15 protein-coding genes and 1 pseudogene are annotated in these 26,922 nt (G+C 65.3%); 10 read left to right on the top strand and 6 right to left on the bottom strand.

The window, feature by feature from the left end:
- Positions 1 to 45: 45 nt before the first annotated feature.
- From ACP8JZ_RS00310 to ACP8JZ_RS00275, 8 genes and pseudogenes are all read left to right on the top strand, one after another.
- Positions 46 to 1,215 carry a FecCD family ABC transporter permease gene (locus ACP8JZ_RS00310; protein ID WP_306517453.1) on the top strand — a complete coding sequence of 390 codons (1,170 nt, stop codon included), beginning with the start codon at positions 46 to 48 and terminating at the stop codon, positions 1,213 to 1,215.
- Positions 1,212 to 2,249, top strand: a pseudogene (locus tag ACP8JZ_RS00305) (ABC transporter ATP-binding protein); the annotation flags it as partial. The gene ACP8JZ_RS00310 and the pseudogene ACP8JZ_RS00305, both read left to right, overlap by 4 nt.
- 191 nt (positions 2,250 to 2,440) lie before the next feature.
- Positions 2,441 to 3,709: a radical SAM/SPASM domain-containing protein gene (locus ACP8JZ_RS00300; RefSeq protein ID WP_306517436.1), complete on the top strand. Its 1,269-nt coding sequence runs from the start codon at positions 2,441 to 2,443 to the stop codon at positions 3,707 to 3,709.
- On the top strand, positions 3,706 to 7,731 hold the full coding sequence (cobN, locus tag ACP8JZ_RS00295) for a cobaltochelatase subunit CobN (RefSeq protein WP_306517435.1): 4,026 nt from the start codon (positions 3,706 to 3,708) through the stop codon (positions 7,729 to 7,731). The genes ACP8JZ_RS00300 and cobN overlap by 4 nt, the downstream gene beginning before the upstream one ends.
- Positions 7,732 to 7,742: 11 nt before the next feature.
- A complete protein-coding gene (locus ACP8JZ_RS00290) occupies positions 7,743 to 9,806 on the top strand; it encodes a magnesium chelatase subunit D family protein (RefSeq protein WP_306517452.1) in 2,064 nt (687 codons plus the stop codon).
- Position 9,807: 1 nt separating this feature from the next.
- Positions 9,808 to 10,821 (top strand): magnesium chelatase ATPase subunit I, encoded by a 1,014-nt coding sequence (locus ACP8JZ_RS00285; protein ID WP_484482485.1) that lies wholly within the window; start codon positions 9,808 to 9,810, stop codon positions 10,819 to 10,821.
- A gap of 256 nt (positions 10,822 to 11,077) precedes the next feature.
- Positions 11,078 to 12,814 carry an ABC transporter transmembrane domain-containing protein gene (locus ACP8JZ_RS00280; protein ID WP_484482846.1) on the top strand — a complete coding sequence of 579 codons (1,737 nt, stop codon included), beginning with the start codon at positions 11,078 to 11,080 and terminating at the stop codon, positions 12,812 to 12,814.
- Positions 12,811 to 14,769 carry an ABC transporter ATP-binding protein gene (locus ACP8JZ_RS00275; protein WP_484482484.1) on the top strand — a complete coding sequence of 653 codons (1,959 nt, stop codon included), beginning with the start codon at positions 12,811 to 12,813 and terminating at the stop codon, positions 14,767 to 14,769. Before ACP8JZ_RS00280 ends, ACP8JZ_RS00275 begins: the two co-directional genes overlap by 4 nt.
- A gap of 575 nt (positions 14,770 to 15,344) precedes the next feature.
- Here the strand turns inward: ACP8JZ_RS00275 and ACP8JZ_RS00270 are convergent.
- From ACP8JZ_RS00270 to ACP8JZ_RS00260, 3 genes are read right to left on the bottom strand one after another with little or no spacing between them, the layout of a single operon-like run.
- Positions 15,345 to 16,625 carry a hypothetical protein gene (locus ACP8JZ_RS00270; RefSeq protein ID WP_484482483.1) on the bottom strand — a complete coding sequence of 427 codons (1,281 nt, stop codon included), beginning with the start codon at positions 16,623 to 16,625 and terminating at the stop codon, positions 15,345 to 15,347.
- A 35-nt stretch (positions 16,626 to 16,660) separates the two neighbouring features.
- Positions 16,661 to 17,662 (bottom strand): hypothetical protein, encoded by a 1,002-nt coding sequence (locus tag ACP8JZ_RS00265; protein ID WP_484482482.1) that lies wholly within the window; start codon positions 17,660 to 17,662, stop codon positions 16,661 to 16,663.
- Complete coding sequence (locus ACP8JZ_RS00260) at positions 17,659 to 18,243, bottom strand: ABC transporter ATP-binding protein (RefSeq protein WP_161485339.1); 585 nt, start codon at positions 18,241 to 18,243, stop codon at positions 17,659 to 17,661. Before ACP8JZ_RS00260 ends, ACP8JZ_RS00265 begins: the two co-directional genes overlap by 4 nt.
- A 791-nt stretch (positions 18,244 to 19,034) precedes the next feature.
- Between ACP8JZ_RS00260 and ACP8JZ_RS00255 the strand changes: the two genes are divergently transcribed.
- Together ACP8JZ_RS00255 and ACP8JZ_RS00250 are read left to right on the top strand one after the other, a co-directional pair.
- The gene (locus ACP8JZ_RS00255; protein WP_308613485.1) at positions 19,035 to 19,784 is read left to right on the top strand and encodes an ABC transporter ATP-binding protein; all 750 of its coding nucleotides are present in this window, start codon (positions 19,035 to 19,037) and stop codon (positions 19,782 to 19,784) included.
- Positions 19,778 to 21,220 (top strand): ABC transporter permease, encoded by a 1,443-nt coding sequence (locus tag ACP8JZ_RS00250; RefSeq protein ID WP_484482481.1) that lies wholly within the window; start codon positions 19,778 to 19,780, stop codon positions 21,218 to 21,220. The genes ACP8JZ_RS00255 and ACP8JZ_RS00250 overlap by 7 nt, the downstream gene beginning before the upstream one ends.
- Positions 21,221 to 21,414: 194 nt before the next feature.
- Here the strand turns inward: ACP8JZ_RS00250 and ACP8JZ_RS00245 are convergent, their stop codons facing one another.
- The 3 genes from ACP8JZ_RS00245 to ACP8JZ_RS00235 all read right to left on the bottom strand — a co-directional run bounded on the left by ACP8JZ_RS00245 (position 21,415) and on the right by ACP8JZ_RS00235 (position 26,870).
- Positions 21,415 to 23,814, bottom strand: a complete 2,400-nt coding sequence (locus tag ACP8JZ_RS00245) for a YhgE/Pip domain-containing protein (RefSeq protein WP_484482480.1) — start codon at positions 23,812 to 23,814, stop codon at positions 21,415 to 21,417.
- Positions 23,811 to 26,618, bottom strand: coding sequence for an MMPL family transporter (locus ACP8JZ_RS00240; RefSeq protein WP_484482479.1), 2,808 nt, complete (start codon positions 26,616 to 26,618; stop codon positions 23,811 to 23,813). The genes ACP8JZ_RS00245 and ACP8JZ_RS00240 overlap by 4 nt, the downstream gene beginning before the upstream one ends.
- Before the next feature lie 81 nt (positions 26,619 to 26,699).
- Positions 26,700 to 26,870, bottom strand: a complete 171-nt coding sequence (locus ACP8JZ_RS00235; protein WP_410172616.1) for a hypothetical protein — start codon at positions 26,868 to 26,870, stop codon at positions 26,700 to 26,702.
- Positions 26,871 to 26,922 lie beyond the last annotated feature (52 nt).

Below are 26,922 nucleotides of genomic sequence, written 5' to 3'. Positions count from 1 at the left end.
GAGACACGGACGTCACGAGGCACACGGCGAACGGATCAGGGGCACCTGGTGAACAGCCACCAGAAGACGCCACAGAACCGAGAGGCACCGGGCCGGGACGTACGAGGTCAGGATGGGCGGGGCCGGGACGTGCGGGATCACCGAGATGTGCGGAGCCGCCAGACGCAGGGACGACGCGGGCTGCCACTGCCGGTGCGTTTCACGATCCTCGCAACGATCTTCGTCGCCGTCACCTTGGCCGGCCTGGCGCTGGGATCGGTGAACATCCCGCTGGGTGACGTCATGACGATCCTCACCGGTGGCACCGACGTCGACCCAGTCTCGATGACGATCATCCGCGACGTCCGCGAGCCTCGTACCATCACCGCCCTGCTCGTCGGGGCGGCGCTGGGAGTGTCCGGGCTGGAGATGCAGACCCTGTTCCGCAACCCACTGGCCGACCCATACGTGCTGGGTATCTCCTCGGGTGCCAGTCTGGGCGTCGCCCTGGTGGTGCTGTCCACCTCGGCATCGGCGGGGGCGGCCAGCTTCGCCTCCGGGCTGGGAATCGGGCCGGACCTGTTGGTCATGGTCGCCGCGGCACTGGGGGCAGCCGTCGTCCTGCTCATCGTCATGCTGGCAGGACGATTCATCCACTCCTCGACGATCCTGCTGCTGCTCGGCGTCATGATCGGATACTTTGTGTCGTCGGGGGTCACCGTGCTGTTGTCACGAGCCAGTCCGGAGCTCATCGCCCAGTACACCCGCTGGCAGTTCGGCAGCTACCACGGCGTGACGTGGCAGAACCTGCGGGTCATGGTGCCGATCATGGTGGTCATGATCCTCGCCAGCCTGCTGCTCGCCAAACCGCTCAACGCACTGCTGCTGGGGGAACGTTACGCCCAGACGATGGGGATGAACCTCAAGGTGGTGCGCACCCTGCTGGTGGCCAGTACCGCGATCCTCGCCGGCGCCGCCACCGCGTTCTGCGGGCCGATCAGTTTCCTGGGCATCGCAATCCCACATCTGACGCGTGGGGTGCTGGGAACGGCCGATCATCGTCATCTGCTGCCCGGATGCATCCTCACCGGCGGATCCCTGGCATTGATGGCCGACATCTTGGCACAGCTGCCCGGCGACGACGTGCTGCCCGTCAACGCCGTCAACGCGGTGTTCGGGGCGCCGGTCGTCATGATCATCCTGGTGCGCTGGTACCGAGAGGCGGAGGCGACATGACCGGTCTCACACTGTCGAACCTGACGGTCGGGTACCGTTCGGGCCGCCACGTCACCACGGTGCTGTCGGGGGTGACGGGGTCGGTGGGTGCCGGGCAGATGATTGGGCTCGTGGGGCCCAATGGTGCCGGAAAATCCACCCTGCTGCGCTCGGTGGCCGGGCTTCAGCCAAGCCTCGGCGGCGAAGTGCAGGTCAACGGCACCCCGACGTCACGGATGTCGCGCCGTCAGGTCGCCCGGGCCCTCTCGACCGTCCTCACCGACCGGGTGTCGGTGGCCCGGCTCACCTGCCGCGACGTCGTCTCACTGGGGCGTCATCCACATTCGGGCATCGGTGGGCGGCTGCGGCCTCATGACCATGCGGTCATCGACGAGTCGCTGAGGGCGGTGGGCGCCGCCGATCTGGCCGAAGCCTTCATCGGGGAGCTGTCCGACGGTCAGCGTCAACGGGTCATGGTGGCCCGCGCCCTGGCCCAGGAGCCGTCCATCCTGTTGCTCGACGAACCGACCTCCTTCCTCGACCCGCCGGGCAGAATTGCCCTGCTCGGTATGTTGCGCGAGGTGTGCACAACGCGCACCATCGCGGTGGTGGTGTGCAGCCATGACATCGAGGCGGTGATGCGTTACGCCGACATCCTGTGGGTGGCTGGGCGTGACACCGACGTGACAATCGGGGCCCCGGAGGATCTGGCCCGGGACGGTTGCCTGGAGGAGGCCTTCCGCACCGAGGGAATCACCTTCGACCTGCGCACCCTCACCTTCTGGCAGTCCGACGAGGGGCGCCCGAGGGCAGTGGTCGCCGGAGCAGGCACGGACGCCGACCTGGCCCGTCACACCTTGGCACGGGCTGGGTATCGAGTGGTGGAGGAATCCCTCGCCACCACGGGCACCGATCTGGCCAGTGCTGGTACGAGCAGTACTGACGAGGGCACCACCCCACTCACGGTACGCGTCGTTGCGGGCGGCTGGGAGGTGGACGGCACGGTGCTGCCAACCCTGGCCGACCTGCACGAGCTTCTCGTTTCGCACCGGGAGGGCTGTTGCGCTTCCCACCGCGGCCGGGGAGGCACGTCGGCGCAGCTCAGACGAGGCACGGCTGACGATAGGCGAGGGTGCAACATCGCCGGGCAGGGGGCCGCTGGAGAGGAGACGGCCACCGCCCCCGACCCGGGACGTTCCACGGCTCATCGAATGGACGCAGACCCACCAGACGCAAAGAGTCGGTCATGACCGTCCGCTACCTCGTGCTGTGGCCCACCGCCGCCTGTGACCTCGCCTGCCCCTACTGCTACCGACGAAACCGCCGGGGCGGCCGGATGAGCCTTGAGGTGGCGGACGCGGCACTGGATCTCGTCGCCGATGGCGTGCGCGGCACCGGTCGGCCTGCCCACGTCCAGCTGGCCGGCGGGGAGCCGACCCTGGTGCCGGACCTCGTCGAGCACGTCGCCCGCCGGGTCGCAGCCATTCGAGGCGGGCGGGTCACCTGCGGCATACAGACCAATGCCACCCACCTCGATGGCGACATGGTAGCCATGCTGAGACGCCATCGGGTGCGTGTCGGGGTGAGCCTTGACGGGCCGCCACAGGTGCAGGAGCAGGCGCGTGGGTCGGCAGCCTCGACCTTCCGGGGCCTGCTTGAGCTGGCTCGAGCCGATGTCCCGGTGCGAGTGACGACGGTGCTCTCGGCCCTCAACGTCGACCACCTGGGTGAGCTGGCGGTCACCCTGGGCGGACTTCCCAATGTCACCGGGTTCGGCCTGGACCCGTTGGTGCCGATCGGCAGCGCTGCAGGTCGGGAAGATCTGGTGCCGTCCGAGGAGGCCGTCGTCGCGGGGGTCACCGCCCTGCACCGATGCCTCGCGCAGGTCAACGCGATGCGGACCGACCCGTTGCGCTGGCGTGAGCTGGAGACCGTTCGGGCAGCGCTGCGTCACGCGCCAAGCGGTCCCACTCGCCCCGGGCCAGGACAACCGCGTCCACCAGCCACCGGGGAAACGTCCCGGATCCGATCCACATACCCCTGCTGCATCCGCACACCAACACCCGCCGACGATTCGAGCCACACCGGCACGTCGAGCCCTCGTGGCAATCCTGTTCGTAACGACGTCAACTGCCACGCAGACGTGGTCGACCCGTCCGGGCGAACACTTCTGCCACTGGCAATGCCGAACCGACCGTACTGTCATGCGGCGGTCGGCGAATCCTTGGCGGTGGCTCCCGACGGGAGCGTCTACCCCTGTTCCCAGGCCGTCGGAGACGTGGCGTCCCGGGTCGGAACCATCGACGACGTCGACTGGGATGGCTTGAGGCGTCGTTTCGCGCACGATGTCCACACGTTGCGCGGACCGTGTCATCGCTGCGCCCTGGCAGACCGGTGCCCCGGCGACTGCCCGTCCCGGGTGGAGGCGAATGCGTTGGCCGACCCGGAACACCGTCACACCCCGCTCACCTGCCTCATCGACGACACCCTTGCCCGTCTGGAGATCGCGTCATGACCACCCTGTGCTTCTTCTCAGCCACCGGAGGGGAACTCACCCTCGTCAGCCAGGCCCTGGCTCGGATGCGTGCCGACGGCCTCGACGTCACCCTCTTCGGCCGCACCAAGGACCAACTCCTCGATCCGGAGTTGTCCCGTGCCTTCGCCCGAGCAGCCGCTCGCAGTGACGCCGTCGTGCTGAGTCTCCACGGTGGGACGGCCTCCTGCCCGGCATGGTCGGACCTCGTCGAGGCCTGGCAGGGCCGCCGCTCCCGCGGACTTTCGCTGCCGTGGATCCACGTCCAACCCACCTCCGGGGACGATGACGGGCTGCTGGCCGCCCAGGACTGGGCCAGTGGCCTGGACGACGGCACCTGGCAGGGCCTTGTCGGGCTGCTGGGGATGAACGGTCCGGTCAACGTCGAGTCGGCACTGCGAGTCCTCGTCGACCGGGTACACGGAGGCTCGGCCCCGATCCCCGACGTCGTCCCCGCCCCCACCGAGGGAATCTGGCATCCGCGTCACGGCCTGTTCACCAGCCTCGCCGAGTATCGGCAGCACCTGAACCCCGACCGACCCACCGTCGGCATCACCTTCCCACGCAGCTACTGGCTGGAGCACAACACGGCCCACATCGAGGCCCTCGTCACTGCCGTTGAGGAGCTCGACGCCAACACGGTGCCGTTCTTCTGCCTGCGGCTGCCCGACGCGCGACGCGGCAACCCCGGCATGGCGCAGGTTCTGGAGAATCTGTTGCGTGACGACGAGGGCCGATGTGTCGTCGACACCCTGGTCGACGTCCACGGGATGTCCATGACGGCTGGCGTGCCCGCCAATGCCGACGCCTACCCGAATCTGGGGGTGAGTGTGCTGCACGCCCTCACCTCCTACGCCCCACGAGCTGCCTGGCAGGCCACCGCCCAGGGCATGGGGTCGATGGACGTCGCCACCCAGGCCGCGCAGCCGGAGTTCGACGGCGCCCTCATCACCAAGTTCCTGGCCACCCGGGAGGTTGACACCGTTGACGACCTCACCGGAGCCGTCGTGCCCCGCATGGTCCCGGTCCCGGGCCGGGCGCAGGCGATGGCAGAGCTGGCCCTGTCCTGGGCCCGGCTGGCTCGCACCCCAGCCGATCAGCGCAAGGTGGCGATCGTCTTCCATCACCACCCGCCACGCAATGATCGCATCGGCTGTGCCTCCGGTCTGGACACCTTCGAGTCGGTGCGTCAGCTGCTCATCCGGATGGCCGACGAGGGGTACGACGTCCCGGAACAGTTCGAGACCGGCGACGACATCGCCCAGGCGCTGTTGTCGTGCCTGACCTGCGACCAGCGCTGGCTCACCCCCGAGCAGATGCACGAGAGGGCCGAGGCCCACGCCGATCTGGAAATCTCGCGTCCCTGGTACCGGGGGCTGCCGGACTCCGTGCGGGAGTGCATGGACCGCAACTGGGGGCCGCATCCGGGCACCCTCTTCGTCCACGACGACGAGTTCTCCTTCGCCGGTCACCTCGACGGCAACGTGTTGCTGACGATCCAGCCGCCGCGCGGGACGTTCGAGGCCGTCACGGACTCTGCCATCCACGACCCGGTGCTGCCTCCCCCGCACCACTACCTGGCCCACTACCGCTGGATCCGTGACGTCTTCAAGGCCGACGCCGTCATCCATGTGGGCACCCACGGCAGTCTGGAATGGCTTCCCGGCAAGGGGCTGGGCCTGTCCGAGGAGTGCTACCCGGAGCTCGCCCTGGATCGGATGGTCAACATCTACCCCTACATCATCAACAACCCCGGCGAGGGCACTCAGGCCAAGAGGCGCAGTGCCGCCGCCCTCGTCGACCATCTCACCCCACCCATGCGTCAAGCCGACCTGTACGACTCCACCGCCGAGATCGACCGCATCCTGCGCGAGCATGCCGGGGCGCAGTCACAGAGCCCGCAGCGCGCCCGCCTCGTCGCCGAGCAGGTGTGGGACGCCGTCGTCGAGGCCGGCTTGGACACCGATCTGGGCCTGACCGCAGGTGACGTCGACTCAGACCCCGCCGAGCTGCTCGACAAGGTCAATCACCACCTGCTCGAGCTGCAGGATCGCGAGATCTCCGACGGTCTGCACGTCCTCGGACAGCTCGTCGCCGGCCAGGACGACCCCGCCGCGGCCGAGGTGGAGTACGTCGCCCAGCTCACCCGTCAACCCAACGGGCAGGTGCCGTCGCTGCGCGAGGCGGTGCTGGATGCCTGGGGGACGAGTCTCGACGAGGTCAGTGCCAAGGCGGGCGAGCCGGTCACCGTCACCGCTGACCTGCCCGACGGGCTCACCGGACGCGAGATCATCGAGGCCACTCACCGGCAGTGCGTCGACCTGCTGGCCCCAGTCGTCGCCTGTCACCACGGTGGATGCTTCGACACCGAAGGGGCCCACGACCTGGCTGCCCAGCTGTGCCGAGAACAGCTCGGTGCCGAACGGGGTGACGTCGTCGAGACCCTCACCTGGGTCGCCACCGACCTCATGCCGCGCCTGGACGCCACGACCGACGAGATCGAGTCGATCATGACGGCCCTGGACGGTGGATTCGTCTCCCCCGGACCGTCGGGAGCGCCCAGCCGTGGCAACGCCCACATCCTGCCGACCGGACGGAACTTCTTCTCCCTCGACCCCGAGACCATGCCGACGCCAACCGGTTGGCGAGAGGGGGTCGAGCTCGCCGAGCAGCTGCTGGCCGGGTACGCCGAGGCCCACCCCGACCAGCCGTGGCCGCGCACCGTCGGTGTCGTGGTGTGGGGAACGGCCAACATGCGCAGCGGCGGGGCCGACATCGCCGAGATCCTGTACCTCATGGGGGTGCGCCCGGTCTGGGAGTCATCAGGCCTTGTCAGCGGGTTGCAGATCATCGACCCGGATGAACTGGGACGTCCTCGCATCGACGTCTCCCCGCGCATCTCCGGGTTGTTCCGGGACGCCTTCCCCAACCTCGTCGAGATGGTCGACCGGGCGGTTCGGATGATCGCCGCCCTGCCGGAGGATGGCGACGACAACATGCTGCGTGCCCACGTCAAGGCCGACGTCGCCGACATGATCGCTCGCGGGATCGACGTCGGGCAGGCTCGCCGCAAGGCGACGCTGCGGGTCTTCGGTTGCCCACCCGGCGGATACGGCGCCGGTGTGGAGGAACTCATCGAGACCAAGGCGTGGCAGGACAAGGCCGATCTGGGTCGGGCCTACATCGCGGCCTCCTCCCACGCCTACGGCGAGGGGGTGTTCGGGGACGTCGAGACCGAGAGATTCACCGCTGCGTTGTCGCGGATGGACGTCACCGTCAAGAATGAGGACACCCGCGAGTACGACATGCTCAGCTGCACCGACTTCTACAACTACTACGGCGGGCTCATCGCCGCTGCGACGACGGTGCGCGGTGAGGCACCGATGTCGTTCGTGGGTGACTCCTCCGATCCCGCCCGGATCGCCACACGCACCACCACGCAGGAGGCCCGGATCATCCTGCGCTCCCGAATCCTCAACCCGTCGTGGATCGAGGGTCTGCAGCGCCACGGGTACAAGGGGGCCGGGGACCTGTCCAAGGTGCTCGACATCCTCATCGGCTGGGACGCCACCGCCGACGTCGTCGACGACGGCCTGTGGGAGAAGGTGGCGCGTCGTTATGCCCTCGACCCGGCGATGCAGGAGTGGTTCCACGAGGTCAACCCGCACGCCCTGCACAACATCGTGGACAAGCTCCTTGACGCCGCCCAGCGCAACATCTGGCAGGCCGACCCGGGCACCGTCGAGGAGTTGCAGGACACCTACGCCGACATCGAGGGGACCATCGAGGAGGTCTCCGACGACCCGTGCTCGGGCACCGGCGGCACCCCCGACGCCCCCATCAGCCCCAGGAACCCCATCAGCTCTAGGGATACCACCGGCACCGGAGACTCCCAGGGCTCGACGAGCACCACCAGCCCGGCCGAGACTGCCCCACCAAAAACCTCCGACGGGGGCTTGGACCTTGCCGCGCTGAACCTCACCTCACTGAGGTTGAACCGATGACGTCTGTTCCGATGATCTACCCGTTCACCGCCGTCGTCGGGCAGGACGAGGCCAGGAGCGCCCTGCTGCTGTGCGCCGTCAATCCTCGTATTGGCGGGGTGCTGCTCAGCGGGGAGAAGGGGACGGCCAAGTCGACGGTGGTCCGTGGCTTGGCCGAGTTGCTTCCCGGTCGGGTGATGCGCACCCTGGCGCTGGGGACCACCGAGGACCGTCTCGTCGGTGGGCTGGATCTCGAGGCCACCCTGGCCACCGGTCGTCCAGTGCTGCAGCCCGGGTTGCTCAGTGAGGTCGACGGTGGGGTGCTCTACGTCGACGAGGTCAACCTGCTCGACGACCATCTCGTCGACCTGGTCATCGACGCCTGCGCCGGCACACTCCGGGTGGAGCGGGAGGGCCTGACAGCCATCCTGGCAAGCCGCTTCGTCCTAGTCGGGACCATGAACCCGGAGGAAGGTGCGCTGCGCCCCCAGTTGCTGGACCGGTTCGGACTGTGCGTCGAGGTGCACGGCGAGTCGGACCCGGACACCCGCGCCGAGATCATCCGTCGTCGTCTCGACCACGACGCCGACCCAACTGGGTTCGCACGCCGTTGGCAGGACGACCAGGAACGTCAGACCGCGGCCATCGGCAGGGCACAGCGCATCGTCGACCAGATCGCGCTGAACCGCACCGTCACCGAGCTCATCTGCTCGCTGTGCCGACACAACCACGTCGCCGGGCACCGGGGCGACGTCGTCATGGCAGAGGCCACTCGTGCCCATGCTGCCCTGGCCGGCCGCAGGACTGCCACCGAGGACGACGTGTTGGCGGTCAGCGAGATGGTGCTGCGACACCGCCGACGTGACGAGACGCCGGCTGACCCTCCCCCACCGCGAGACCAGCACCCCGAGAACCGTCCGGACCGGCCCGAGGACCCCTCCCGCAATCCTGATTCCACCCCCGAGGGGTCCGATCCACCTCAGAACTCGGAGCAGGGCCCCGACCCAGGCGTGGAAAATCTGCATGGGAACGACGATGCTGCCACCTCAGGTGGCACACCGGGCGATCACGCGCACGATGACCACGGCAACGCCGAGGACAGCGACCCCGGTGACGATCTGGCAGGCGGGAATCAGCAGTCCGAGGGCCAGCGCGACGCGGATCGCGACAGCACCAAGAACCCATCCCCCGGCAGCGACCAGGTGGCCGCCCTGGGGGAGGCATTCGCCGTGCGCCCCCTGGAACCCGAGCAGGATCGCCTCTCCCGGCGAGCTTCGGGGCGACGCCTGCGCACCCGTAGCGAGGGCCGTCGCGGCCGTTACGTCTCGTCCCGCCCCACCGACCGTCCCGACGATCTCGCCCTGGACGCCACCCTGCGAGCCGCAGCGATCCACCAGAAGTCGCGGCGGACCGGCCCGCACCGCTCGGGCAAGACGCCCTCCAGCGGGGCGATTCGCATCGAACCCGTCGACTGGCGTGCCAAGGTGCGGGTCGGTCGAGCTGGCTCCTGCGTGATCCTCGTCGTCGACTCCTCAGGGTCGATGGGGTCACGTGGCCGGATGACCGCGTCGAAGGGGGCAGTCCTCTCCCTGCTGCTGGACGCCTACGTCAAACGTGACCGGGTCTGCCTCATCGGGTTTCGTCGGGACCGGGCCGAGGTGCTGGTCCCGGTGACCTCCTCGGTGGAGGTGGCCCAGCGCTGCCTCGCCGAGCTGCCCGTCGGCGGGCGCACCCCACTGGCAGCTGGACTGGTCAAGGCCTGTGAGGTGGTTCGCCCGCTGCTGCTCAAGGATCCCGGGCTACGGCCGCTCCTGGTGCTCGTCACCGACGGGCGCGGCAACGTCGGTCTGGACGCACGACCCAACGGTCGAGCCACCGACGAGGCAATCGCGTTGGCAACCGAGATCGGTGCCGACCGACGTCTCAGCTGGGTCGTCATCGACACCGAGGATCCACGCGGCATCCGGTTGTCCCGTGCTCGCGACATCGCCGCCGCGTTGGGCGGGCCGTGCCTGCACATCGACGACCTGCGCGCCGACGACCTCGTCAACGTCGTCTGCCAACTCGACCCCACTGCTCCCCGAAAGGACTGCTGACATGGCACCACGTCCCGTCTACCCGTTCTGCGCCATCGTCGGACAGGAGGAGATGAAACTCGCTCTCATCCTCGCCACCATCAGCCCCGACCTGTCCGGGGTGCTCATCCGCGGCGAGAAGGGCACCGCCAAGTCCACCGCAGTCCGCGGTCTGGCAGCCCTGCTCCCGCAGCACCGGGAGGTTTCCGGTGCCTACCACCTGTCCCCCGAGGAGTACTCGGCCCACGCCGAGGGACTCGACCTGCCAGCGACCATGCCCGAGCCGCGTACCGTCCAGGTGCCCGTCGTCGAACTACCGGTGGGGGCCACCGAGGACCGCGTCACCGGGACCCTCGACATGGAGACTGCCCTGCGGGAGGGACGACGTCGCTTCGAGCCCGGTCTGCTGGCTGCGGCCCACCGGGCGATCCTCTACGTCGACGAGGTGAACCTGCTCGACGATCACGTCGTCGACCTGCTGCTGGACTCCGCCGCGATGGGCGTCAACACCGTCGAGCGGGAGGGAATCAGTGTCACCCATCCGGCGAGATTCACCTTGGTCGGTACCATGAATCCCGAGGAGGGCGAGCTGCGCCCCCAACTGCTCGACCGGTTCGGACTGTGTGTCACCGTCGGCGGGGAGGACGATCTCGACCAGCGTGTCGAGGTCATCCGGCGCCGGCTGGCCTTCGAGGACGACCCGGCAGGATTCACACGCACGTGGGAGGAAGCCAGCCACGAGATGAGCGAACGAATCACACGGGCCAGTGACCTCGTCGATCAGGTGGTCATTGACGACGAGACCCTCATGACGGTGTCGCGCACCTGCCTCGACGCCCACGTCGACGGCCACCGAGCCGACATCATGATGGTACGGGCGGCCCGCACCCTGGCAGCTTGGCAGGGACGCACCCAGATCTCCACCGACGACCTCGCCCGGGCAGCCCGGCTGGTGCTGCCACACCGCATGAGACGGCGTCCCCTGGAATCCGTGGGGTCGCTGGGGCCGGCAACTCCTTGGGAGCAGAGGAGCTGATGAGGCCCGTGGAAACCATGGATCCCGGACACTGCACTCACCTCGAGCCAGTGGGGAGCGTGGGCTGCGTCAGTGACGCGAGTGCGGTCGGCAGTTCATCCGATGGTCCGGGAGCAGTGTGATTCGCTCCCCGCACCGTTCCTGGCACCCGAGAATACGGTGGCTGCCCCGCATCCCCGGGCAGACCTCGCCGGCCATCGACGATCCCCTCATCGACACGAGCCAGACCCACGACGGTCGTGCCCTGATCCGGCGCATGGCTCATGACGGACGACACTGGCTGCGACCCGGATCCATCGCATCGGCCCTCGTCAGCTTGGTGAACATCGGTGTCCCGATGGCCCTGGGACGCGCCATCGATGACGGGGTCGTGGCTGGTGACGCGACTGCCCTGGCCGGGTGGTTGGCCCTGGTGGCGCTGGCCTACGTGGTCCGTGCGGCGGCCCAGACGGCGCGGATGCAGACCAACGTCGGGGCTGCGGTGAGTGAGCATGACCTTCGGGTGCAGGCCCTCGAACGCATCATTGCCCCGGAGGGGATCGGGGGCCCACCACGTCTTCCCGGTGACCTGCTGTCCGTCCTCGTCACCGACGTACGGACGGTTTCCCGTTCCTTCATCGCGTTGGCGTCCATACCGGGCAACGTCGTCACCCTGTTCGGGTCGCTCATCGCGATGGCACTCATCAACGGCTGGCTGGTACTGGCGACGGTGTGCACCATTCCGCTGCTCATCCTGCTGTCGGTCAAGGGGGTGGCGCCGGTCAAGCGCAGCACTCGTCGAGAGCGGCGGGCCGAGGCTGCCGTGGCCGGTTCAGCGGCAGATCTCACCAGTGGGCTGCGAGTCATCCAGGGGCTGTCGGCCTCCCGTCGTGCCACTGTGAGGTTCCGGGTCGTCAGCCGGGAGGGTTTGGCAGCCACCTTGCGCACCCGCCGGGTCAGGGGAGTCTACACCGGCACCGTCAATGCCTCGGTGGGAGTGTTCATCACCGTCCTGACGGTGCTGGCCGGCTGGCTCACCCTGGACGGGCGAATCAGCGTCGGAGGCCTCGTCACCGTGGTGGGATTGGCCCAGACCCTGGGACCACCGTTGCGAGCTCTCGGTGTCGACACCGCGACGATGCTTGCCAACGCCCATGCCTCCGGGGATCGGTTCTGCGAGCTGCACGACAGCCCGGCTGCCTGGCAGGTTCCTCCCGACGACAGCGAGCGCTCTGCCCCCGCAGGCCGACCCGACGGGAACTCGAGGATCAACTCGGGCGAGAGTCCGGATGGTTTCCCCGACGCCAACCCGACGGGTAGCCCCACACACTCTGACAGCCACCCACTGCACACCCCGGTGCACCTGCACGTCCAGGTCGAGGACCCGAGCCTCCAGCTCGACGTGCCCCCCGGGGCGCACCTGGGGATCGTCGCCCCCCAACAGGTGTGTGACGCCTTGGCACAGGACATCGTGCATGGTTCCCACACCCTCCTCAACGGGGTGCCGGCCAGCCAGCTGAGTCCGGCTCGCAAACGTGCCCTGGTGCTGGTGGCACCGCGCTCCCCGGAGCTGTTCGACGACACCGTCCAGGCCAACATCATGTTGGGCAGCACGAGGGACGACATGTTGGACGCCGTCGTACGGGCGGCTGCCCTGGACACCACCATCGCCGAGTTGCCGCATGGGCTGCAGACCGGCGTCGGGGAGGGCGGTCGGCACGTCTCGGGCGGCCAGCGGCAACGGCTGGCCCTGGCCCGCGCCCTCATCCATGCCCCCGATGGTCTGGTTCTCATCGACCCCACCACGAGCATCGACGCCGCCACCACCGCCGCCATCGCCGAACGGATGGGTGAGCTACGAGCTGGGCGCACCACTCTCATCACCACGACCTCTCCCGCCCTGCTGGACCGCATGGACGAGGTGGTGCTGTTCGACGACGACGGTCACCTGGTCGCTCGTGCCCCGCACCGGGAACTGTTGAGTCACGACGGCTACCGGGAGATGTTGTCATGAGCACCCGGCACTGGTTGCCACTGGCCACCCCAGCGCAGGTCCGCCGAGAGGTCCACCGGACCTCGACGGGGGTGCGCAGATACTTCGTCGCCGCCATCGTCGTGGTGGCGCTGGGAGCCATCCTCGATCTGGCGGTGCCGATGGCCACTGGGTGGATCATCGATGCTGCGCGCACCCGCCAATCGCCGTCCGCGCTGCTCACACCGGCCTTGGTGATGGGGGCTGCAGTCGTCGGTTCGGGGATCTGCAACGGCGCCGCCCAGGCGCTCACGCCGTCCTTCTTCACGACCATCGTCACCCGCCTGCGGGAGGAGATGATTGCGGTCGGGCTGGGGCTGGACCAGCAGCGGGTGGAGGGGGCCGGCACCGCCGACCTCGTCTCGCGAGCCTCCGACGACGTCACCGCGGTGCGGGATGCCGCCAACGGGGCGCTGCCACGGCTCGTCAACACCATGATCATGGTGATCGTGTCGGTGGGGGCGCTGGCAAGCCTGCATCCATCCTTCTTCATTCCCGTGGTGCTCGCTGGGGTGCTCTACGGGTTGGCGATCCGGGAGTTCCTGCGCACTGCGCAGCCGGTGTACCAGGCGGAGAGACGAGCCTCGACGACCCAGTCGCAACACATCCTGTCGACGATCCACGGGCTGGACGCGGTGCGCGCCTTCGGCGTGGAGGGCCTGCGCACGCACACGGTGGCCGACGGGTCGTGGCAGGCCGTGCGATGGAGTCTGCGTGGGCGATTCCTCGGCAACACCCTGGTGGTACGGCTGCTCGTCGGTGAGGCAGTGGCCACCATCGGCGTCGCCTGGACGGGGTATCTGCTCGTCGCCACGAACCGGGTGAGCGTCGGCGCAGCTGCGACAGCGGTCCTGGTGCTGCTCCGATTGTTCTCCCCGGTGCGGTTCCTGCTGATGTTCCTCAACAATCTGCAGGCCGCCTGGGTGTGTCTGCAGCGGGTGGTCGGGGTGATCTGTCTGCGCACCGAGGAGCCTGCAACTTCGAAACAGGCTGTACTCGAGGCGCACGGCCATGTTGGACCCGGGTCACAGGGACGTGGTGAACCCGGGTCGACGGATCATGCCCGGCCCGCAATACCGACGGAGACCAGAGAAGAATCGATCCATCACGATCACAGCACCTACGACCCAGCTCTGCGGAAAGAACAGAGCCGTGAACTCAGTCGGCCCCCGATCGAGCCCTCTCCCCCGCGGCAGCACCCACGAAGGCCTGCGTCGGTGCGGGTGGAGCAGGTGAGTTTCAGCTACCAGAACGGTCCAGACGTCCTGCACCAGGTGGATCTGGAGATTCCGGCCGGTCACACGACGGTGCTCGTCGGGGAGTCGGGGGCGGGCAAGTCCACTCTGGCCGCTCTGGTGGCCGGTCTGTTGGAGCCCCGGTCGGGCAGGATCGCCATGACGCCTGCCTCGGCCCGGACGGTGCTTGTCAGTCAGGAGATCCACATCTTCTCGGGCACCTTGCTTGACGACGTGGCGCTGGGCCTGCCGGTCCAGGCCGAGGACTGGCCCGACGAACGGGTGCGCGAGGCCGTCCTGGACGCCCTGTCCAGGGTCGGTGCCGACTGGGTTGACGACCTTCCCGATGGAGTCGACACCGTGGTGGGTCGCCTGGGAACTCGGCTGTCACCGGCGCGCGCCCAGCAGGTCGCGCTGGCTCGTGCCCTGCTGGCAGATCCTCCGATCATCATCCTTGATGAGGCCACCGCGGAGGCGGGAAGCTCCGGTGCGGCCGTCCTGGACCGGGCTGCCACCGAGGTCGTGACAGGCCGGACTGCGCTGGTCGTGGCCCACCGATTGTCCCAGGTGGCGATGGCCGACGAGGTCGCGGTGATGGATGGTGGCCGGATCGTTGAGGTCGGGTCCCCCGAGCAGCTGCGTTGCGGTGACGGCCGGTTCGCCCAGCTGTGGCAAATGTGGTCGAACCAGAGGCGCGTGTAAAGCGGCGTGGCAGCACAGCGCCGCACGCGCAGAATTACCACACCGACATCGCCCTCGTCACCATCGTTGCCGTCACGACGTGGGCACCATCATGGCTTCAGCAGTCAGGCGGCGGCCAGGATCATCTCGCCGCCACCGCAGTTTTGAGTCCAGCTTTCTGCCCAGCCGGTCGGGCGGCGCTGCAGGCCAGCGTCTGATCCTGGCGCGACCACCCTCAGCCCTCGTTGGAGCCACAGAACTGTTGCCCGCCAGACAACCTGGAATCGACGTGTGGCAATGATGTTGCCATCGACCCCGCATGCCACCCACAGTGGTAGCACCCATGGATCCTCGGGAGTTCTCCACAGAAAACGGATGTCCATGACGAAACTTCCGCAGCTTCCCGACCGCTTGAGCTTTCTCCCACCGCAACATGACGGCAATCTCGTCCACCTGCACGATGTGCACCACGAGATCGCGCAGCACAGTGGATGCCATGCCGACGACACCGCGCCTAGACGCTCCCCCGACCGACATCGCCCCAGGTGTCCGGTGCGCACCCAGCACTTGTGCCGAGCTGACTCATGACGAGTTATCTACACCGCTGCTCTCATCTTTGACGTCAGGAAATAGATGAATGAGCAGACGACAGCTAGAAGTATCGGGATGATGAGCATCACCATGCTGATTCCATTCCCGTTGTGAGGCAGACTGATCCAGGTACACCATGCTGATGATCCAGTCACGATGATCGTCCAAGCAATCAGCGTGAGGACTCCAGAGATTCTTTCCCGCCTACCCAGTTGTCCACCAGAGAACTCGTCAGCCCACTGCAATTCATTGGCGAAAGATTCTCTTTCACCAATGCTGATCATTGTTTGCGCCACTATCCCAACGAGTGCGGTTGTGAGACCAACAGCAAGCCCTATTGATCTGAGCATGACGGCATCGTCGGGGTTTGAATTCGATTGAGGAAAAGCCGTTGGTGTTGACATGAGAAGTATGGAACGCATCAGGGACTGCTTCCTCGAGTCAAGATTCATATACCCCGGAAGGGCGACAAAAAGAAGTCTTGATCGCAGTGGGGAAAGGTACTTCCCAGCCGGGGTTTTCGATCCAACAAGAACCACAGATGCAACATCTGCTTCCAGTCTACTTCCTGGAGTCACGGTAGCAGGCTGAAGTTTTTTGATCATTCCTGCGTCATTGACGACAGCGACACTGAATTTTCGTCCGGTGAAGTTGCTCGGCGGGAGCACTCGGTTCACTGACGCATTGTCCAGCACGACAGTGGTAGGAGAATCGTCTCCACACTCTTCAAGACGCTGCTCAGGTGCTTTGTTGCTCTTTTTCCAGCATGTCGCAAAGTCCTCTGATATCGCCAGCACCTGCTCGCCATCATGCCCTGCCAACATTGCATATTTTTTGGGCGGGGCATTGGAGATCTGAGAATAACTTGATTGGATCAAATCAAACTCTGAATCTGGAACGCCTACGACTTGCAACACGTTCGATGTGGCATCGGATGTTGTATTGTCTGAAGCGGTTCGTTCCATCGCAAGAACCCAGGAGAATGATCCAAACAAGAGAAACCCGACGAGTAACCCAGAGATGCGGCGACGACGTGATGTTGTTCTCGCGAATTTCGCTGTGATCGGGTTCAACCCCACAGTTCTGATATGGGCATCCAACCAAGGAATCGTGAGGAGTGACAAAACCCCCAGAGGCATTGCCGCACCAACTGGAACAAAGGGGAGTCTACCACATAAGATTGAAATCCCCATGTAGACCATCAATGCTCCAGAAAGCGCACCAACTGCACCCCCAATACGGAGCAAATTATTTTCCAGGTCCAGTGAGCGCCTCACTTTCTTCATGCGTCCAGATCGGTGCTCGGCTAGTTGTGCTGAGATCAGAGACACCAGCAGGGGATCAGCGCCAAGAAGAAGAAAACAAGAAGCAACTCAGTCAGTTCGGGAAGTACTGGACTCCAGTACTCGCCAAAGAATACACCTAACTTCTGAACATAAATTGGCTGCAACCCGTATACAATTAGTCCGCCAATGAGCAGAGCCATCGCCCTGGGAAGGAACAACGCACCGTGGAGTGAACTCCATGCTTTTGATTGCGACATTCCCGCAGCGCTCAATCCATCAATTATTGGTTGAGAACTCCGCCGGAGAGCCACATCGAAAAGTATGATCAGACCGCTTCCAAGTACTAGTAAAACCCAGCGCAGGGACAGCAGGTTGCTTAGTATCCCGTAGATGGGGTTGGCATTCTGGTCGCCAAAATCATCGCCGATGGTAGTAACTTGTGGGGGATTCGCCGAATCGATGGTCTTGGGCGTCGAATCCCCCAACCAAAGTGTGGGGGCATGCGGAAGCTCAGCGGGAACCGTCCGGCTGGCAAAGTCCAGCTCTGGGCTCAGCGGTTGAACGATGAGACCACTGATCCGAAGCAATGACGTGGAACCAGATCCAACGGAGACCGTGTCTCCGATCTGCACATTCAGGGATTGAGCCAAGTGAATGGATACCGCAATTTCTCCTCCACTGGAGGGGAAGGATCCTTTTGTAAGAATCCCAGGCGTCTTACCCCCGTGCACAGTGGTCCGCACAATGGCAGTTGAAACGGAGTCATGCCCTGTGACGCGAAGGCTCTCGTCCAAGACTGGAGTGTAGCCACTTCGGCGAGCCACCTCCTCCTGATCCTTGGTCGCTCCGGCCATGGCATATCGATACCCACCTTGCGATGCAGAGACACTCGCGTTCAGAGCTTGGGTGAAGTGCGCATGCATGGAGGTGATCAGGAATACTGCGGCGCAGAACAGCACGATCACTACGCAGGTTGGAATCCAATCGCGTAGTTGTCGACGACAATAGAGGATGGGGATCTTACGGGAGACACTCATGCCGGAAGGTCTTTCTCCACTACTGCGGATCCGTCACCCACAAGGCGTATCAGTTGATCAGCAACAGATGCCACCTTTTCATCGTGCGTGGCGAGAACCACCGGTATTCTTGAGGTCTTCGAGATTTCGCGAAGCAGATGAGAGACATTGTCGGAGTTCTTCCGATCTAGAGCACCTGTTGGCTCATCGGCCAGGAGAACTGAGGGTGAGGAGGCGAGGGCGCGTGAGATGGCAACACGCTGTTTCTCGCCTCCGGATAGTGTCTGAATTCTGCGGTCCTCAAAGTCTTGGAGACCTACCATTGACAGCAGTGTATCCAATCGTGACCCAGAGACATCCACATTGTGCAGTTCACAGGATAGTCGAATGTTCTCGAGTACCGTCAAAAACGGCACCAACCTGTAGTCTTGATGTACTACGGAGAATCTTTGGGAACGCTTCTCTGGGAGTTCCTTCCCTTCAAGGAACAGCCTTCCAGACCGAACCTTCACCATGCCCAGGAGTGCAGAAAAAAGTGTGGACTTTCCACTGCCACTTGGTCCAACCACGGCTGTTGTCCCGATTGGGAAGTCGAGATCCACATGGTCAAGGACAGGACGTTCTGACCCTGGATAGGTAACTGTCAAGTTACGTACTTCTAGCATGGATGGCTTTCCCCTAAAATTTTCGAACGTCCACTGAGGACTGTCCGGGATGCGTGAGTTTCAGATCTTTGCAGTCTGTACGTCAGCCCGTGGAGCCAGCCCACGGACGGGTCCCCGTCTTCACAGTTCCGGCCGTCGTGCGCCATTCGCTGACAGCGTTGGGAAATGTATTCGAGGTGAGGATTGCCTTGAACTTGTGACCAGCCTGAAGTGGGTTGCAGGTGGTCTGAGCATGGGCCTGATCAGGCTGACAGCTGAGCACGACCTTTTCCCTGGAGCTGCTGCAGTGCGAGGAAGGAGCAGCATCGGCATGCGCTGCAATCGTGAGAGTTGTGCTCCCCAGAGAGATGGCAGCAACTGCTATCGCGATTCTCTTCTCCATTTTTCGCCAATCCCGGCATCGAGGTGAGTTGACAGTAGGTGCCTACTGCCAACTCATGACAGTAGCAGAGGCCGAAACCACTTGAACCGATCACCCATTCCTCCGAGTCATCCCTGAGCAGCTGAGGGAGATCGCCGACGTGTGGCAATGATGTTGCCATCGACCCCACCTGCCACCCACAGCGGTAGCACCCATGGATCCCCGGAAGCTCTCCACGGAAAACGGATGCCCATGACGAAACTTCCGCAGCTTCCCGACCGCTTGAGCTTTCTCCTACCGCAGCATGACGGCAATCTCGTCCACCTGCACGATGTGCACCACGAGATCGCGCAGCACAGTGGATGCCATGCTGACGACACCGCACCAAGACGCTCCCCCGACCGACATCACCCCCGGTGCCCAGCTACGCACCCAGGCGCTGACGAAGACCTATGGCTCCACCCATGCCCTCGACCACGTCGACCTCACCATCCCCGCTGGTCAGTCGGTCGCCGTCATGGGACCGTCTGGCTCGGGCAAGACCACCCTGTTGCACTGCCTGTCGGGGATCCTCTCCCCCGATTCCGGCAGCATCGAACTGAACCTGCCCAGACGTACCGTCAACGTCGAGTCCCTCACCACCGAGGACCGTGCCGGACTGCGACGTGAATCCCTCGGGTTCGTCTTCCAGCAGGGCATGCTCGTCCCCGAGCTCACTGCCGTGGAGAACACGGCACTGCCCCTCATGCTCAATGGCACACCGAAGGACGAGGCCATCCGCCATGCTGCCCAGTGGCTCAGCTCCATGGGGTTGGCTGGCATGGAGGAGCGCCGCATCGGTCAGCTCTCCGGGGGCCAGGCACAGCGAGTCGCCATTGCGAGGTCGCAGGTGATCAACCCAGCGATCGTCTTCGCCGACGAGCCCACCGGGGCCCTCGACTCGGCCACCGCCATCGAGGTGATGTCCATCCTGCTCGCGGCCACCACCGGACGCGGACGCACCCTTGTCGTCGTCACCCACGACGAGGACGTCGCCCGGCGCTGCCAACGCATCGTGGGGCTGCAGGATGGCCGGATCGTCTCCGACGAGCTGCGTCAACCCAATGGAAGGTGGTGACCATGACGTCCACGTCTGCTGCCGTCGAGCAGCCGAACCCGACGATCACCGTCCCCGAACCGCTGAAGGTCGGACCCAGGCGTCCAGCGACTCGGCAGATCCTCGCCATGACCCTGCGCGCCTCGATCTCCGATCGCTCCACCTGGCGGCTGCCCGTGATCGCTTTCGCCGTCATCTCGACGATCATCCTCGACGTCACCGGTGGGGCCGTGATGATGTGGCACATCCACGGGGACAATGCCGCTTTCTACCGGGTGACCTCGACGATCGCCGTGGTACTGCTGATACTTCCCCTCATGACGCTGGCCTCCTCGGCAGCGAAGCTGTCGGCAAGACGCCGGGACGATCGACTGTCGTCGTTGAGACTCATCGGGGCGTCGGCGCATCTGCTACGAGTGATGACCCTGGCCGAGGCCGGGCTGCAGGCCCTCACCGGTGCGATCCTCGGCATCCTGGGATACCTGCTCTGCGTTCCAGCCCTGGGGCGGTTGTCGTTCAACGGTGAGGTCATCGGAGCACGTTCGGTGCTGCTCGGCCCCGTCCCCGTGATCGGGGTCATCGCGGCTCTGGTGCTGCTCGCCCTCACGAGTTCTGCCATCGGACTGCGCCGGGTCGACGTCTCACCGCTGGGAGTACGGATGCGCAGCCAGCCGACGTCGGTCTCGTGGGTCCGACTGGTCGTCGGTGGCATCATGCTGCTGCTCATCGTCTTCTCCCGGAAGATTCTGGGTTTCCTCGGAAGCCAGGCTGGCACCATCGGCGGGTACATCTTCGTCATCGCCTTCCTCACCATCGTCGTGGAGATCGCCAACATCATCGGGCCGAAACTGCTGTCCATGTGGTTCACTCACCGACTGCGCAAGGCCAGGAACGCGACCGAGCTCATCGCCGCCCGTCAGGTTCTGGAGAATCCACGCGCCGCCTGGACCCAGGTGGCCTCGCTGGGTGCGGTGTGCGTGGTGGGAATGTTCGGAGGCACGGGTGCGGCCTTCATGCAGCTGTTCGGCACCGGACCCGACGCCGACGAGGTCGCCCGCACCATCGGCCGAGACGTGCAGACCGGCGTCATGTTGCTCATCCTGTTCGCCTTCGCCACGGTTGCCTGCTCGGTGGGGGTCAATCAGGCTGCCGCAATCCTCGATCGTCGCCAGGTCGAGGTGGGACTGGACGTCGTCGGAATGGATCTGACGGCCCAGGACAAGGCACGACGCATCACAGTCCTGTCGCCGATGCGATTCGCCATGGCCATCGGCCTCATCGCCACCGGACTGCTGCTCATCCCCCTGGTGGGCATGGCACTGCTCGCCAGGCCGGTTGCGGTGATCACCACCGTGGGCACCATTCTGCTGGGAGCCGGCATGGTCCGGTTGGGACTGTGGAGCACCCGTCCCCTCCTTGGCCGAGTGCTCGATGACGGGCTGGCACGCACTGAGTGAGACCGGACCGAATGAGGGGCCACCTCACCTCGACGATCAGCTCCACTGCTCGTCGCCAGGTCCCTCGTCGACTCGCCATGCCGAATCGCCACACCTCGTCTATCCAACCCCTCCGAACCGAGCGGATCCGGCTGGTCACCGCAATGGCGCTGGCCAGCACGGCAGGACTCGCGAGGAGGGGTTTGTTCATGGTGTCACTCCAGATCACCGCTGCACGCTGAAGCTGAGCTGGCAGCCAGAAGTTCCTTGGCGCTGGTCTGACGCCGCCGTCCCACCGCGAGCAGGCTGGCGAGGAGAGCGGCCACCGCCCATGTGACGACGGCCAGCAAGGATCCGAAGCTGGGATTGTTCCCAGCCACGACGGCCTGCACAGCCTGCAACGCAGGTCGCAGCGGGGAGACGGCGTCGCCCCAGTGCACCGGGGCGGGGACAGTGCTCGCCAGCCCGGCAGCAACACTCACCGTCACCAGGACGACACTGATGAGCCGCCCCAGACCATGCAACCATGCGGCCAGGGCGTGGTTGACTAGGCCGAACATCGCCCCGATGAGGAGCAGCAATCCTCCCAATCCGATCGACCGTGGTACCGAGAGACTCAACACCACCCCGCCGATGACCGTCAGGCCAATACTCACCGCGACGGTCACGATGGCGCCGACCGACATCGTCCGGACCAGCAGTCCCAGGGTCGAGCGCGCGGAACTCAGCGCCCGCGAGGGAACTGTGCGAGCCACCAGCCAGGTCGCCAGAGCAGCGATCCAGGCACCAAGGATGAGCAGAACCGCCACCGCGGCCACCGAGGTCGCAATGGCAGGCCCATTCCCATTGACGGGAGCGGACACGACGTCAGCCAGCTTGGTGCGGTCATTCTGAGAGTAGGTCGGCACCTTCTTGGTCCCGGACGCAAGCTCACCGGAGAACTTGCCAGTGCCGTCGGTGAGTCTCTGGGCCCCACCGTTGAGTTTCGTCATCCCGGACGCAAAGGTGCCGACCCCCGCGGAAGCCTTCATCACCCCGTCAGAGAGCTGATTCACACCGCCGACGTACTGATTGACTCCCTGCTCGAGCTTCGAGGTCGAGGCGGCCGCCTTGGAAACCCCGCCGGTGTAGGTGTCAACACCATTGGCGAAGGTCACAGCCCCCGCGGAGAGCTTGGCCCCGCTTCCCTTGAGTTGTCGGGACTTGGTGGCCAGGGTCTGGGCACCAGTGGCGGCCTGGTGGATGCTATCTCGCAGCTGGGCGATCTGGCCGACCACCTTGGGCAGTCCGGTACGTATCTCGACCGTGAACTTGTCGACACCCTGGGACAGCTGCGAGGAGCCGTCAGCCAGCTGGTCGATGCCGTCGTCGATGCTCATGCCGGAGTTGGGATCCTTGATGGCCATCGCCTTGACGGCCACCGCCGAGCCAGCGCGCACGCCGAGGGCGTACCCGTCGGTCATGGCGTCGTGGACGAGAGGCAGCAGATTCTGACAATCCTGTGCGGTGTGCCTCTGGGTGCAGCGTGCCATGAAGTCCGCCTCACCCTTGGACAAGGACTCCTTCTTGAGTTCGGCAGTCTTCTCCCCGGAGGCGTACTGACGAATCTCGGTGCGATACCCGACCAGGCCACCCGTGAACTGATCGATCCCGTCTGCCAGCTGGCTGGCCCCGTCAGTGAGCTGGTTGAGCTGGGAGGTGTCGATCTTGCCGGTGGCCGCACTGACCTTCTGGTCCATCGTCGTCAGGCCAGCGGACAGCTGACCGATTCCGTCGACGACCTTGCCGGTGCCATCGGTGTAGGTCGCCACCCCGCTGGCCAACCCGTTCGCACCGTCACTGAGCTGTTTGCCCTTGTCGGACAGAGCGCTGAGGCCACCCGAGAGCTGGGAGACGCCGTCAGTGAGCGTGCCCCCGTTGGCCTGCAACTGCCGGGCTCCACCACTGAGCTTCGTCATGCCGGTGGCCAGGGTCCTCGCTCCGGCGGCTGACGTCTTCGTGCCATCGGCAAGTTTCGTCGCCCCGTCATCGAGCTTGGCGGCGGCGTCGGCCATCCTACCCATCTGCTGGGCGAAGCGGTTGAAGCCGATGTAGACGTTCTCGAGGTACCTCGAGGTCAGGGTGGTGTTGAGGGAACGTCGCGCCACCTGGGCAGTGAGGGCCGCGATGGTGGTGTCGGAGACCGGTGAGGTCTGGGAGGTGGTGATGTCGATGAGGGCCGGCCTGGCCTTGGTGGCGTCATTGGCCGAGTAGGAGGTGGCGTCGGCCGAGAAGGACTCCGGAATCGTCACGACCACCGAGTACGTGCCATCTCGCAATCCCCTGGCCGCCCCGTCAGCGTCGGTCAAGGTCCAGTCGACGGTGTGTCCGTCGGTGGCAGGAGAGCCGGAACCGACCAGTTCCGCGGTGAGCTGGCGTCCCATGGGAACCACCTGTCCACGGACCTTGACGGCCTTGTCCTTGTTGACGACCGCCGCCTTCACCTGACCCAGCCGGTCGGTGGTCTGCCAAGTGGTGCCGACCAGGCCGGCCACCACCAACAGTGGTACGAGGATCAGGGCAACCACCGCCGGCCACCGCAACCTGATCGTGGAGTGGGAACGTTCGGTCATCATCGGGTACCTCCGAGGGACGGCTCGGGCTGATCGATCAGGTCATGGACGGCCTGTGGCTCCAGCCAGTCAATACGGCCGGCACGCTGGGCTCCCAGGATCACGGCGGCCTCACCGGCCTGGTTCACCTGGCGAATGAGGGATTCCAGCTGATCGCGGTGAAACTGCTCGACGATCTGATCAGCGTGGTCAATGAGGAACAGACGCGGTGGGCGCCGCGGTGGATGGGTGAGAGCTGCCGTGGCTGCCTGGAGTTCTTCAGTGAGGTCCTTGTCGGCGGCATCGATGAGCCATGCCACCCGACGCACCGCGGAGGCTCGCTCCGGGAGGAGGCGTCCGCCCGACCTCATCCGACCGTGGTCGATGGCAAGTCGTCCTCCGACCGCGAGCAGCACGGCCGTGACCGGGCCCCGGGGACCCACGACGGCCTGCACCTCATGAGGCTCGACGTGCAGATCGAGGCCGGCGAAGAGACCGTCGACCCCGATCCCCTCGGCGTGCAGGGCCTCGGTGTGGTCAGGGGTGGGCCATTCTGCGAATTGCTCCTCGTGGGCAATCCCCTCCCCCTCGATGTCGAGTCGGGGCAGGCGGCGATCCAGCCATGTCGGCAGCCACCAGGCCTTGTCACCGAGCAGGCTCATGACTGCCGGGACGAGGGTCATTCTCACCAGGAAGGCATCAGCGAGGATACCGACGGCCAGGGCCAGGGCGATCTCCTTGATGGCATTCATGCCCTCCGGGATGAAGAAGACGAAGACCGAGACCATGATGACAGCGGCTGCCGTGACGACCTTGCCCGAACCGATGAATCCCCTGATCACCGAACCCTTGGCGTCACCGGTGTGGACGTACTCCTCGCGCATTCTCGACACCAGGAAAACCTCGTAGTCCATGGCCAGGCCGAAGAGGATGCCCATGACGACGATCGGCATGAAGGAGATGATCGGGACAGGACGGTCGAGGTTGACCACGGACAGGCCGATGCCTCGGTTGAAAACCAGCTGCGCGGCTCCGAAGGCGGCCAGCACCGAGAGCAGGTAACCGATGGTTGCCTTGATGGGGACCGCGATCGACCGAAACACCACCGTCAGCAGCACCAGGCACAGCCCGACGACGAAGATTCCAAAAGGCAGCAGGGCGGCTCCCAGACGGTTGGAGACGTCGAGCTTGATGGCCGTCAGTCCGGTGACGGCGGTGTCAACCCCGTACTTGTCGTGCCATTCGGACTTGTGGTCGCGCAGTTCGCGAACCAGGTCACTGGTCGCCTCGTCGGTGGGGCCGGTGGTCGGCAGCACCTGGATCATGGCGGTGTCGGCGTTCTGGTTCGGAACGGCCAGAGCGACGGTGTCGACGCCGGGGAGCTTCTCGATGTCGGCCTTGAGCCCGTTGACGATCTTCATCGGGTCGGTGGAGGTGACGATGTCGGCGGTGACGATGACCGGGCCGTTGAATCCTGGTCCGAACTTCTTCTCCAGGGCGTCATAGGTCTGACGGGCGGTGTTGTCGGCGGGCAGTTCCGCGGCGGTGGGCAGGCCGAGGTGGAGGTCCTTCATCGGAATGGCCAGGGCCCCCAGCCCCACCACGACGACGAGGATGGTCACCAGTGGGACGCGGGTGACGGTGCGCACCCACCACCCGAAGATCCCGCCGGAGCGTTCCCCCTTGCCAACCGCAGTGGTGCTGGTCGACGGTGCGTCCCCACCAGCTGTGGCATTGTCGTCACTGTTCGCCCCGGTTGCCATCGCAGTTGGCTTCGACCCCCGTCCGCGACGAGATTTCCACGGGCGCAGTCTCTCTCCCATGAGCCCCATGAAGGCCGGCAGCATTGTCAGGGCGATGACAACCGCCAGAGCGACACCGATGGCAGCGAAGACGCCCATGACGGTGAGGAAGGGAATGTTGGCGATGGCCAGGCCAATGAGGGCGATGAGGACCGTCGTCCCGGCGAACACCACTGCCGAACCCGAGGTCGCAACGGCTCGGGCGGCCGATTCCTGCACCTCAAAGCCGTCACGCAACTGGTCGCGGTGACGCGACAGGATGAACAGGGCGTAGTCGATCCCAACGGCCAGCCCCAGCATGACGGCAAGCATCGGTGTGACTGAGTTGACCGTCGTGAACCGGGTGAGGATCGCCATGATCGAGTACGTGATCCCCACCCCGAGGACGGCTGTGATGATCGGCATCCCGGCTGCCACCAGGGATCCCAAGGTGATGGCGAGGACGACGAGGGCCACCCCGACGCCGATGACCTCGGTGATCGACAGGGAGGGCAGCATGGCCTCGAAGGCTTGGCCACCGACGTGGACGTGTGACCCCGACGGGAGGCCAGCCTGTATGTCGTGACTCACCTGTTGCAGGTCGTCACGCCCGGAATCGGGGAAGGTCACCGCGCTGACCTGTCCCAGTTCCACCTGGATGACGGCTGCGGTGTGATCCTTGTTGATCATCCCGGTGACGTGCTTGTTCCAGGGCGAGGTCGCCCCGGTGACGTCCTTGAGGTCCTTGAGCTCCTCAACCCCCTTCTCGATCCGGGAGCGAATGGGTGTCGAGAAGATGTCGGTGCCATCCGGCACCGTGATGACGACATTGGCGCTCAGCGCGGAGGCTTGCGGGAAGGTCACCTGGAGCTTGTCGTAGGCCAACTGGGAGGGGGCACCCGGGATGGTGAAGGAATCGTCGTAGTCGCTGTGCAGGGCGACCACTCCTAGCCCGAGCAGAACCAGCAGGCCCAGCCACAGGGCGACGACGGTCTTTGCTCTGCGGAAGCACCAGGCCCCAAGATCGTGAAGGAAGGAGGACATCATCACCCCGCAATGAACTCGTCCGCACACCACTCGACACAAGTATGTATTCGATGCGGTATCGAATCCGATACAGCATCGTATTCAACGGTCGAGGTCCCCCAGGAGCGTCATACCCGTCGCCACCTTCGCCCGCATGGGTGTGCCGGGATCCACCGTCGAGGAGACCTGCGAGGAGACTGGTGTCACCTGCGAAGCCTTCCACCCCAACGTCATTCCAAAGGACGAGCTGTGCACGGCGGTGCTGAGCCGCACCGACAAGAGCCTGGCCGCCCTGGGACCACGGGCCGGGAAAACACCACTGGCC

This window comes from Cutibacterium sp. LaCa_286, from assembly GCF_057198075.1.
The sequence above is the reverse complement of the archived record's forward strand: the minus strand, read 5'-3'. Positions and strand labels throughout refer to the sequence as shown.